Origin of the sequence: Sodalis sp. (in: enterobacteria) (assembly GCF_047607725.1) — a bacterium.
Classification (GTDB): Bacteria; Pseudomonadota; Gammaproteobacteria; order Enterobacterales; family Enterobacteriaceae; genus JBLKSS01.
Window position 1 is genome coordinate 1 of the sequence record NZ_JBLKSS010000162.1, and the last position, 9,807, is coordinate 9,807.

The 9,807-nt window shown below is 55.3% G+C and carries 7 protein-coding genes, 1 tRNA gene and 3 pseudogenes; 6 read left to right on the forward strand and 5 right to left on the reverse strand.

What is annotated here, in order from left to right; genetic code table 11:
* On the forward strand, positions 1 to 123 hold a 123-nt coding region (locus ACMX3H_RS14340), incomplete at its 5' end, for a transposase domain-containing protein (RefSeq protein WP_415211329.1).
* 94 nt (positions 124 to 217) lie between these two features.
* Here the strand turns inward: ACMX3H_RS14340 and ACMX3H_RS14345 are convergent.
* The 4 genes from ACMX3H_RS14345 to rssB all read right to left on the reverse strand — a co-directional run bounded on the left by ACMX3H_RS14345 (position 218) and on the right by rssB (position 4,739).
* The gene (locus ACMX3H_RS14345) at positions 218 to 1,225 is read right to left on the reverse strand and encodes an NAD-dependent epimerase (RefSeq protein ID WP_415211323.1); all 1,008 of its coding nucleotides are present in this window, start codon (positions 1,223 to 1,225) and stop codon (positions 218 to 220) included.
* Positions 1,226 to 1,234: 9 nt separating this feature from the next.
* Complete coding sequence (locus tag ACMX3H_RS14350; protein ID WP_415211324.1) at positions 1,235 to 2,578, reverse strand: UDP-glucose dehydrogenase family protein; 1,344 nt, start codon at positions 2,576 to 2,578, stop codon at positions 1,235 to 1,237.
* Between the two features lie 50 nt (positions 2,579 to 2,628).
* Positions 2,629 to 3,531, reverse strand: a complete 903-nt coding sequence (gene galU / locus ACMX3H_RS14355; RefSeq protein ID WP_415211325.1) for a UTP--glucose-1-phosphate uridylyltransferase GalU — start codon at positions 3,529 to 3,531, stop codon at positions 2,629 to 2,631.
* 194 nt (positions 3,532 to 3,725) lie between these two features.
* The gene (rssB, locus tag ACMX3H_RS14360; RefSeq protein WP_415211326.1) at positions 3,726 to 4,739 is read right to left on the reverse strand and encodes a two-component system response regulator RssB; all 1,014 of its coding nucleotides are present in this window, start codon (positions 4,737 to 4,739) and stop codon (positions 3,726 to 3,728) included.
* A gap of 486 nt (positions 4,740 to 5,225) precedes the next feature.
* Here rssB and ACMX3H_RS14365 point away from each other — a divergent pair.
* The 5 genes and pseudogenes from ACMX3H_RS14365 to ACMX3H_RS14385 form a co-directional block, all read left to right on the forward strand.
* Positions 5,226 to 5,666 (forward strand): annotated as a pseudogene (locus ACMX3H_RS14365) (YchJ family protein); the annotation flags it as partial.
* A gap of 69 nt (positions 5,667 to 5,735) precedes the next feature.
* A pseudogene (gene purU, locus ACMX3H_RS14370) lies at positions 5,736 to 6,598 on the forward strand (formyltetrahydrofolate deformylase).
* Positions 6,599 to 6,734: 136 nt separating this feature from the next.
* Positions 6,735 to 6,882 (forward strand) — tRNA-Tyr (locus ACMX3H_RS14375).
* Positions 6,883 to 7,007: 125 nt separating this feature from the next.
* Positions 7,008 to 7,814 (forward strand): exodeoxyribonuclease III, encoded by an 807-nt coding sequence (gene xthA, locus ACMX3H_RS14380; protein WP_415211327.1) that lies wholly within the window; start codon positions 7,008 to 7,010, stop codon positions 7,812 to 7,814.
* 5 nt (positions 7,815 to 7,819) lie between these two features.
* Positions 7,820 to 8,216: pseudogene (locus tag ACMX3H_RS14385) on the forward strand (pyrimidine (deoxy)nucleoside triphosphate diphosphatase).
* A gap of 21 nt (positions 8,217 to 8,237) precedes the next feature.
* Here the strand turns inward: ACMX3H_RS14385 and ACMX3H_RS14390 are convergent.
* Entirely contained in the window at positions 8,238 to 9,446 is a 1,209-nt protein-coding gene (locus tag ACMX3H_RS14390) for a DNA topoisomerase (protein WP_415211328.1), read from the reverse strand.
* Between the last annotated feature and the right edge of the window lie 361 nt (positions 9,447 to 9,807).

Here is a 9,807-nt window from a genome sequence, read left to right on the forward strand (position 1 = left end):
TGCAAACTGAACGGCGTGGAGCCGGAAGCGTATCTGCGCCATGTGCTGGCGATTATCGCGGATCATCCCATCAACAAAATCAAAGAGCTCCTGCCGTGGAACCTCACCATCCCTACTGAATAACTGTCAATACGGCGCTGGGCGTACGCTTACAGACATAACAGGCAAAAAAAAAACGGCCGGCGGGCCGCTTTTATCGCTATTGGGAGGCAATACATTAACGCTGGTAATACTCGCGATACCATTCGACAAAATGTTTGACCCCTTCCGCCACCGGCGTCTGTGGTTTGAAGCCAATCGCGCGATACAGCGCCTGCGTATCCGCGCTGGTTTCCAGCACATCGCCGGGCTGCATTGGCAGCAAATTCTTCTCTGCCTGGATACCGAGGGCATCTTCCAGCGCCTGAATATAGTCCATCAGCTTTACCGGCTGACTATTGCCAATATTGTAGACGCGATAAGGCGCGGAACTCGCCGCCGGCGAGCCGGTTTCCACCGTCCAGCCGGCATCCGGCGCAGGAATAACGTCCTGCAGACGAACGATGGCTTCGACAATGTCGTCAATATAGGTAAAGTCGCGCAGCATGTCTCCGCCGTTGTAGACGTCGATACGCTCGCCGTTGAGCATCGCCCGGGTGAACTTGAACAACGCCATATCCGGGCGCCCCCATGGGCCGTAGACGGTAAAAAAGCGCAGGCCGGTGGTCGGCAACTGATAGAGGTGCGCATACGTGTGCGCCATCAGTTCATTGGCTTTTTTGGTGGCCGCGTACAGCGACACCGGATGATTCACCGCGTCGTCCGTGGAAAAGGGCAACTTGCGGTTAAGGCCATAGACCGAACTGGAGGATGTGTACAACAGATGCACCACCTGAGTATGCCGGCACCCTTCAAGAATATTAAGATGACCGATAAGGTTGGCGTCACCGTAGGCTAGGGGATTGTCCAGCGAATAGCGTACCCCGGCCTGTGCGCCAAGATGAATCACCCGCTCAAACCCTTCATCGGCAAACAGGCTGGCGATGCCCTGCCGGTCCGCCAAATCAAGCTTGTGAAAACGAAAAGCGTCATAGGCCCGCAGGCCGTCAAGACGGGCTTGCTTTAACGACACATCATAATAATCGCTCAGGTTGTCGATACCGATCACCTGATGACCGTCAGCGAGCAGACGCCCGCTGACATGATAGCCAATAAAACCGGCTGCGCCGGTGACCAAAAATTTCATCGTGGTCTCTTAGGAAGGAGAAGCAAGCGAGGCGCCGCGGCCAATGCCATAATAGACAAAGCCGCGATTAGCGAGGCGTTCCGGATCGTATAGGTTGCGGCCATCAAAGATCACCGGTTGTTTGAGCGCCGCCTTAATGACATCGAAATCCGGCGCGCGGAAGTTCTGCCATTCGGTGCAAATGACCAGCGCATCGGCGCCGCGCAGGGCGGCTTCTTTGGTGCCCATCAACTGCAGATCGTCTCGGTGGCCGTAGATGCGCTGCGTTTCATTCATCGCTTCCGGATCGAAAGCTTGAATAGCCGCGCCGGCCTGCCATAACGCTTCCATCAACACCCGACTTGATGCTTCGCGCATATCGTCGGTGTTGGGCTTAAACGACAGCCCCCATAGCGCAAAGGTTTTGCCGCTCAAATCGTCGCCGAAATGGCGGCGAATAAAGGCCAGCAGTTTGTCTTTCTGCTTATAGTTTACGTCTTCAACGGCCTGTAGCAGCTTGGGCTGGTAACCGATTTGCTCGGCGGTCCGAATGAGCGCCTGCACGTCTTTCGGGAAGCAAGAGCCGCCGTAGCCGCAGCCAGGGTAAATAAAACTGTAACCGATGCGCGAGTCCGAGCCGATACCCTGGCGTACTTTCTCCACATCCGCACCCAGCAATTCCGCCAGATTGGACATTTCATTCATAAAGCTGATTTTGGTCGCCAGCATGCAGTTGGCGGCATATTTCGTCAGCTCGGCGCTGCGGATATCCATCAGGATCATTCGGTCGTGATTGCGGTTAAACGGCTCGTAGAGCTCATGCAGTAATTCCACCACATCTTCATTGTCGGTGCCTACCACAATTCGCTCAGGGCGCATGCAGTCAGCTACCGCCGCCCCTTCTTTTAAAAATTCAGGGTTGGATACCACATCAAATGTCAGCGTGCTGTTGCGGCTTTGCAGCGTTTCCTGCATCACGGCGTGAACTTTATCCGCCGTTCCCACCGGCACTGTGGATTTATCCAGCACCATTTTGTGATCGTTCATGTGCTGGGCGATGGTACGCGCCACGGCGGTCACGTATTTCAAATCCGCAGAGCCGTCTTCATCCGGCGGCGTGCCTACCGCGATAAACTGCATGACGCCATGATTGACGCCGGCCTGCGCATCCGTAGTGAATTTCAGCCGTCCGGCTTCATAATTCTGCTGCACAAGCGGCGTCAGCCCTGGCTCGAAAATGGGAATCACGCCTTTTTTCAGATTCTCGACTTTGCGCTCATCCACGTCGACGCACAACACGTCGTGCCCCACTTCGGCTAAAACCGACGCCTGCACCAAGCCGACATAGCCGATACCAAAAACCGTTACTTTCATGTTGGAAGATCCTGGTCTGTGTCAATATGTAGCCAAAAAGCTTCAGCGCTTTATTTTGTGATGGCGTCTTTTAACCACGTTTTGAATTCTTTGCCAAGACTTTCATGACGCAGGCCATATTCAACGAACGCCTGCATGTAGCCCAGTTTGTTGCCGCAGTCGTGGCTCAGCCCCTTAAGGTGGTAGGCCTCGACGGTCTCTTTGTCCATTAGCATCGCAATCGCGTCTGTCAGCTGAATTTCATTGCCGGCTCCGTGCGGGGTTTTTTCCAGCAGTGCCCAAATATCGGCGGACAGCACATAGCGGCCAACGACGGACAAATTAGACGGCGCTTCTTCGGCGGTCGGTTTTTCGACCACGCCAACCATCTCTACGCTGTCACCCGGATTGAGGGTTTTGCCCTGGCAATCCACCACGCCGTAGCTGGTGACATCCTCCACCGGTTCGACCAAAATTTGACTGCGGCCGGTATCTTCAAAGCGCTTTAGCATCGCCGCCAGATTTTCGGTCTGCAGGTTAGATTCATATTCATCGATAATCACGTCGGGCAGGATCACCGCAACCGGTTCATCACCCACCAGCGGGTGCGCACACAAGACCGCGTGCCCCAGGCCTTTGGCCAGCCCCTGACGGACCTGCATAATGGTAACATGGGGTGGGCAAATCGCCTGAATCTCCGCCAACAGTTGCCGCTTGACGCGTTTTTCCAACATCGCTTCCAGCTCGAAACTGGTATCAAAATGGTTTTCAATGGAGTTTTTGGACGAGTGGGTGACCAGGATGATTTCATTGATGCCCGCGGCGATACATTCATTCACCACATACTGAATCAAAGGCTTATCCACCAGGGGGAGCATTTCCTTCGGGATCGCTTTGGTTGCCGGCAACATTCGTGTGCCCAATCCCGCCACCGGGATTACTGTTTTTTTCACTTTTGTCGTAATAGCAGACATGAACCACCTCTCTTTCGTTAAGATAATATTTTATCTATATAATAATATGTTTAACTTTTCGATTATATCAGTTTCGGCAGGGGAAACCCGTGGAATAATGGGCGTTCAGTCTAAAATAGGACAATTACCCAATAGTGAGGGTTGAAAGGTATTAACTTGATTATTCTCTATACGAAAACCGACGCCCTCGACGGCTAGTCGGTGTTGAGCATGAGCCGCAGACGGCCGCCGGCGCCCCAGACCTGGCATTGCCAGGCGGTGCAGTGCTGGCTGACCTGATTCAGGTAGGCATTCCCCATCGAGCCGAGCGGTACGCCACTATTTAACTGGATTTGCTGGTTATTGGTATTCAGTGTGGCGTTCAGGCCGGCTGACACTAAAATTAAATTATTCATTACGCGATGATAATAGCCTACTAATAAAGGAAATTGTCCTTCAAGATTCGCTTTACGCAAAAGTTGATTCACCTGTTTCAACAAGGTGGATAATTCCGGCAGCCGGTGTGCGCGATTGGCCAAATGCGCCTGCAACAGGCCGTTGAACAGCGCTCGTAACAGCAAGGCCGCCAAAACCCCTTTATCTTCGGCCCGCGTGACGTCAAGGCAATAAAAAGCTAGATCGTGATCGGAAAGCGCGGCGATATCCAGCACCAGCCCCGGCTGCTCCGCCATGGTCAACTGGCGATAATTGACCCGGCATTGCGCGATATTCTGCTGTACCGGAGGCTGTAGCTGTTTGAGAAGTTTGGCCGCGGCTCCCGGATGTTGGCTCAGCGCGTCCCAATCCTGAAACAGTTGCTCTTCTTCGTCGACTTTGGAGGTGAACATATCGGGATAAAGACAGCCTAGCACCGTTTCGCGCAAACGGGGGAAATCCTCCACCGGTTTAAGCGACACGTCCTGCACCCCGAGCCGAAGAACCCGGGCGATATCGGTCATTTGATCGGTGCCGGAGACAATCAGGATGGGGGTGGTAGTATCGGTGCCGCGAAAACGCTCAACAAAGGTCAGACCGTTCATTTCTGGCATTTCCAGATCGCAAATGATGAGATCCGGACGGATGGACGCTAACTTATCCAGCGCATGCTGCCCTTGATCGGCCTCGACGACATCAGCCCCCAATGTCAGCAGAAATTGCTTCAGCACGGATCGAAAAACAGCGTCATCCTCAATGATAAGAACAAGTTTGTTTGCTAACGGTTTGGCCATTGAAACCCCTTCCTCCGCTTATTTCTAACAGTGGCTGCAATACTCCACTTTTGCTTATAACTAATGACAGGGGCTGTTTAGTCTGCTGCTGGTTTTTCATCCGCTCACATAATCATAAAACCTGGTGCCCGGCTCTCCCGACGACCCCATTACTACCCCATTTAACGGCCATGATGCTGTTGCCGACGACGTTAAAATCCCATTGCACCTCTAACGAGCGTAGTCGCCATTAAGGAAATTTGCATCTTTGCAGTGCAAAATGATGGAGCTTTCTCGCCGGCTTGACAAGGGCTAACCGCCGATACAGGGCAAAACCCCGTCCTTGGGGCCACAGCCGGGCATTTTATTCGCCGGTCTTTAGCCAAAATAGTCGCAGCCGCGGTCGCTTTGGGTAAAATACCTTTTTGTCCCCGCGTCTGTGTACGCGTGGTTCTATACCCCGATCATTGAACAAGGAGTCGAGTGCGCTCAATTTGCCCCTGAGACAGCGGTAGGCCGTATGCCGACTGCTGCGCCCCATTCCTCTCTGGTGACGCGCGGCCCGCGACGCCCGAACAGCTGATGCGTTCACGCTACAGCGCCTTTGTGATAGAGGATGTCGATTATTTGATTGCCACTTGGCACCCACAAGCCGGCGCCGCGGCGTGGCGGAATGAGCTGACCGACGGCTTTCGCGTCACCCGTTGGCGCGGGCTGCGGGTGATCGAATGCGCCGCCGGCCAAGATGCCTGTCAGGGCTATGTGGAATTTATCGCCTGCTTTTACGACGAGCGGCAACGGCGCAACGGCTTTATTCACGAACGTTCCCGCTTTGTCCGCCTCGATGAACGCTGGTATTATGTCGACGGCCGGCATATTGTACCCGGCAGGAATGCGCCGTGCCCGTGCGGCTCCGGCCTCAAATTTAAAAAGTGTTGTGGACAATAATTCGGCCACCGTTCCCTCGCGGCCCGCTTCATGGCAAAAATCAACAGACAGGACAGGATCCGCAAGTCAATGCAGTCGCAAAATGTACAAAGAAAGGTATTACGCACCCTGTGTCCGGATGCCAAAGGTCTGATTGCGCAAATCACCAGCATTTGCTTCAAGCATCAGTTGAATATCGTGCAAAATAACGAGTACGTTGATCATCATACCGGCCGCTTTTTCATGCGCACCGAATTGGAAGGATTATTCAATGATGATGCGCTGCTGGCCGATCTGGACGCGGTACTCCCCGCGGGGACGATGCGGGAACTGAATCACGCCGGACGGCGCCGCATCGTGGTGCTGGTAACCAAAGAAGCCCATTGTCTTGGGGACCTGTTGATGAAAAGCGCTTACGGCGGTCTCGATGTGGAGATCGCCGCGGTCATCGGCAACCACGAAACGCTGCGGCCGCTGGTGGAACGGTTTGATATTCCCTTCCATCTATTCCCTTCCATCTGATAAGCCATGAAGGGTTCAGCCGCGAGGAACATGATGCGCGCATGATGGCGCAGATTGACGCCTTCGCACCGGACTATGTGGTGCTGGCGAAATACATGCGAGTGCTTACGTCGACATTTGTGCGTCATTACCCCAACCAAATCATCAATATTCATCACTCGTTCCTGCCGGCGTTTATCGGCGCGCGTCCCTATCACCAGGCCTATGAGCGCGGGGTGAAAATCATCGGCGCCACCGCGCACTACGTTAACGATAACCTGGATGAAGGCCCTATCATTATTCAGGACGTGATTCACGTCGATCATACCTACACTGCGGAAGATATGATGCGCGCGAGGCGGGATGTGGAGAAAAATGTGCTGAGCAGGGCGTTGTACCGCGTGTGGGCGCAGCGGGTTTTCGTCTACGGCAATCGGACCGTTATTTTTTGACGCCGCGCGGCGCGTGGGCCGTCACCGCGCGCATTTCGTTCGCGGAAAAAAGCGGCAAAAGAATCGGGGCGCGCGCGTTAGCGCTTTATTTGATATGATGCGCCCCGCTTGACGCGTTATTGTAATTTTTCGCTCAGGTGGGGTTCCCGAGCGGCCAAAGGGAGCAGACTGTAAATCTGCCGTCACAGATCTTCGAAGGTTCGCGTCGAGCTACGCGAGACAACGATGCGCAGCATCGGCCCGTAGGGTGAGCCATAAAGCGGCGAATCATCCTTCCCCCACCTCTCCCTTAAACGTCCTGTTGACAGCACACAGACCTATTTCTCGACCGGCGCGGCCATTGCGCCGCGTTTTCTTGGCTGGCGGTTTCTGCTAACATCTGCCGATAACCTCTCACCTGGCATAAACAATGAAGTTTGTCTCATTCAATATCAACGGGCTACGCGCTCGCCCCCATCAGCTTGAAGCCATTATCACTACACTGCAGCCGGACGTGATCGGTTTACAGGAAACCAAAGTCCATGACGATATGTTCCCTCTCGAAGAGGTCTCGCGCCACGGTTATCATGTTTACTATCATGGTCAGAAAGGCCACTACGGCGTGGCGCTGCTCAGCCGGGAAAAGCCATTAGCCATTCGCCGCGGCTTTAGTACCGACGACGACGACGCCCAGCGTCGTATTATCATGGCCGATTTCATCACGCCCAAAGGCGTATTGACGGTGGTTAACGGCTACTTTCCCCAGGGTGAAAGCCGTGACCAACCGGTCAAATTCCCGGCCAAAGAGCGCTTCTACCACGATCTGCAGGACTATGTGGAACAAAGCCACCACGGCGAATCCATGCTGCTTATCATGGGGGACATGAATATCAGCTCCACCGATCTGGACATTGGCATCGGCGAAGAGAGCCGCAAACGCTGGCTGCGCACCGGAAAATGCTCTTTCCTGCCGGAGGAGCGGGCCTGGATGGAACGTCTGTTGGCATGGGGACTGGTGGATACTTATCGCCAGGCCAATCCTGCAGGCGATGATCGTTACTCCTGGTTTGACTATCGCTCGCGCGGCTTCGATGAAAACCGCGGTCTGCGTATCGACCTCCTGCTGGCCTCGCGGCCGCTGGCGGCCGCCGTTCAGGCGACCGGCATCGATTACAGCATCCGCGCAATGGACAAGCCGTCCGATCACGCGCCGGTGTGGGCGGATTTTGATTTGTGAGTGCCGTGCAGCCGCTTACGGTCGTGGCGGGGCTCATCGTCCGCGATGGCGCCCTGCTGCTGGCCCGGCGCGATGATAGCCGTGACCAACCGGGCTTGTGGGAATTACCCGGTGGCAAGGTAGAGCCGGGCGAAACACAGCCTCAAGCGCTCTGGCGCGAGCTGTTTGAAGAATTGTCCCTGCGCGCGGATAGGCTCTTTTGTCGCCATGCATCGCCGTGCCCTGGGCGAGCGGGAAATTCTGCTCTACGGCTGGCGCGTTACGAACTTTAGCGGCGAGCTGGAGTTACACTGTCACAACGAATGCATTTGGCTTCCTCCCTCACGCGCGCTTGCCCTGCCGCTGGCGGAGGCGGATGCGCCCCTCATTCAGGCGTTAATGGCCCAAGACGCCGCCCAATGATACGGGCCCAACAGCGTGCCCTTATCTGACGCAGCACGGGCGGACGCGATGTCCTTTACGCCGCGCTGCCGGCGGGCGGATGCGGGTCGGCGGGGGGTTTTGGGGGTTTACGCTTACGCCGTATGCCCTTGACCGCCGGTTTTTCGGTCGCCGGCGGCAGTCCACGCAGCGATGAGGGCGCGCCTGCTGAATAAGTTGCTGCAGCGTTTGTGTCAAGGGCTGCATAAAATCTTGATAGCGGCACTGTTTCTCGCTTATTTGGGTTAGCGACGATTCCCATTGCGCGGTCATATCCGGGCTGGCGGCGCTCGGCGGCAGCGCATGGATCAAACCGCGTCCGGTATCGCTGGCGTGGATATAGCGTCCTTGTTTAAACAGAAAACCGCGCTTAAACAATAACTCGATAATGCCGGCGCGCGTCGCTTCGGTGCCCAGACCGTCGGTGGCGCGTAGAATTTTCTTTAGCGCCTTATCCTGTACAAAACGGGCAATCCCGGTCATCGCCGACAAGAGACTGGCGTCGGTGAACGGCCCCGGCGGCTGGGTTTCGCGCGCCACCACTTCCCCCCGTTCGCAAAGCAGCGTATCCCCCTCGGCGACGACCGGCAATGGCGTACCCTCGTTCTCCTCATCCCGCTCTTTCGCACCCAGCAGCGCGCGACATCCGCTCTCGGCAAGAAAACGAGCTCGAGCGACAAACTTGCCTCCGGCGATATCCAGCTCAATAGTACAGTGACGAAAAACCGCGTCCGCGCAAAACTGCATCAAATACTGACGCGACACCAAGCCGTAGATTTTCTGCTCGCTGTTGTTGAGCGTCCTGCGGCTGGCACGGGCGGTGGGTATAATAGCATGGTGCGCATCCACCTTTTTATCGTTCCAGCAGCGGTTGCGCTGGTCGGTGTTCAGTTGGCACTGCGTCATCAGCTCGGGCTGGTGACCGGCAATGGCGGCCAGCACCGCTTGACGTCCGGCGAAGTGCTCTTCCGGCAAATAGCGGCAATCGGAGCGGGGATACGTGATGAGCTTGTGGGTTTCATACAGTCGCTGACAGGTATCAAGCACCTGCTGCGCGCTGAGGCCAAAATGCTTGGCGGCCTCGATTTGCAGCGCCGACAATGAAAACGGCAGCGGCGCCGTCTCCGACACCCGTTTGTCTTGATAGACCACCTGCGCCGGCTGGCCGGTAATACGGGCCACCACATGCTCCGCCAGCGGACGATGCAGCAAGCGACCTTCTTCGTCCTGCCAGCTTTCACAAGCGTCGCTGGGCACCTATAGGGCGGTAAAGCGTTCTTATGACGGCGTCACAATATGCGCTTTCACCTCAAAAAAAGTTTTAGGCACAAAATGCGCTATTTCTTCGTCTCGCCTCACCACCAGGCCCAGCACCGGCGTTGCACCCTGCCTACCGACAACACCCCCTGATAGCCGGCGTTACGTTCGATCAAAGGTAAGCGCCCCGTGGAGGACGTCTTGAATTATTGGTGGGTTTGTTGTATGAGACAGTAAACCTACGTTGCACGCTTATGCTCATTGTATTTTCACATTGTATTGATTTTAATAACTTTTATTTCCATCCCGGTTTGAG